This window comes from Acinetobacter sp. R933-2 (assembly GCF_030325485.1).
Taxonomy (GTDB): Bacteria; Pseudomonadota; Gammaproteobacteria; order Pseudomonadales; family Moraxellaceae; genus Acinetobacter; species Acinetobacter sichuanensis.
This window is the reverse complement of the sequence record NZ_JACAIJ010000051.1, coordinates 1-1,228: the sequence shown is the minus strand read 5'-3', so window position 1 is coordinate 1,228 and position 1,228 is coordinate 1. Positions and strand designations below refer to the sequence as shown.

Sequence of the window (1,228 nt, the reverse complement as noted above, 5' to 3'; positions counted from 1 at the left end):
TGATGTGTGCTGATAAAAACGGAGACTTTAACTTGGTAAACTAAACATACTCATCAGGAGTTTACCATGAGCAAAAAACAAAAGATTTATACAGCAGAATTCAAAGCTGAAGCAATCAAAGCTATTGATTCAAATAAAGGAAATGTTTCAGAAACAGCACGACAACTTGGTATTTCCATGCAAACGCTGTCGAATTGGCATAATAAAGCAAAGGCAGGAACATTGACGGGAACACAACAATATTCGCCTGACCTCGTTGCTCTGCTCGAAGAAAATAAGAAACTCAAACAGCAACTCAAAACGGCTGAAATGGAGCGAGAATTTCTAAAAAAAGCGGCAGCGTACTTTGCCAAGGAAAATCAGTGAGGTACGCTTACATGAAAGAGTACAAAAATACCTATCCAACAACAATGATGGCTAGACTGCTCAAAGTTTCAGTATCAAGGTTTTATGACTGGTTGAAACATAGTGTGAGCAAAAGAGTTGTCCAAAGAAATCAGCAGACGATCTTAGTCAAAATAGCCCATAAGGAAACTAATGAAAGTTATGGCTATATTCGTTTATCCAAACACCTACAGTCCAAAGGTATCAAAATCAGTCAGTATGCAGTTCGTTGTATTAAAAAGCTCAATCAGCTGTACTGTAAGAGGCATAAGCGTTTTAAAAGAACTACGAATAGCGACCACAATCGTGCTGTTTACAATAATTTGTTAGAGCAAAACTTTATAGTGACTCCCCCAAACATTGCGTGGGTAAGTGACATTACATATGTATGGACAGCTGAAGGCTGGCTGTATTTAGCTGCGTTAAAAGACCTTTGCACTAAACAAGTGGTTGGCTATAGCTTAAGTGAGCGGATGACAGCACAACTTGTTTGTAGTGCACTGAGTATGGCTATTCACAATCATAAGCCATCTCAAGGCTTAATCGTTCACTCAGACAGAGGAAGTCAGTATTGTAGTCATGATTATCGTAACATGATTGAAAAATGTGGATTTCAAGGTTCAATGAGCAAAAAAGGAGATTGTTACGATAATGCACCGATTGAAAGCTTTTGGGGCATATTGAAGAATGAACTTGTTCACCATCGCAATTATAAAACGAGAGAGGAAGCTAAAGCAGATATTACAAAATACATAGAGCTATTTTATAATCAGCGAAGAATTCAGAAAGGACTAGATTTTAAGACACCAAATCAAATGGCAGAGCACCTTTACAAGTTAGCTGC

1 protein-coding gene is annotated in these 1,228 nt (G+C 37.9%); it reads left to right on the top strand.

Annotation, left to right across the window (positions count from 1 at the left end; genetic code table 11):
* Positions 1 to 66: 66 nt before the first annotated feature.
* Positions 67 to 1,228, top strand: a protein-coding gene (locus HX005_RS19500) for an IS3 family transposase (protein ID WP_286378569.1) whose coding sequence is annotated in 2 segments (ribosomal slippage) — positions 67 to 334 and positions 334 to 1,228 — 1,163 coding nt annotated over the 2 segments. Because the reading frame shifts where the segments join, the coding sequence is not laid out codon by codon here. This gene is flagged as partial in the annotation.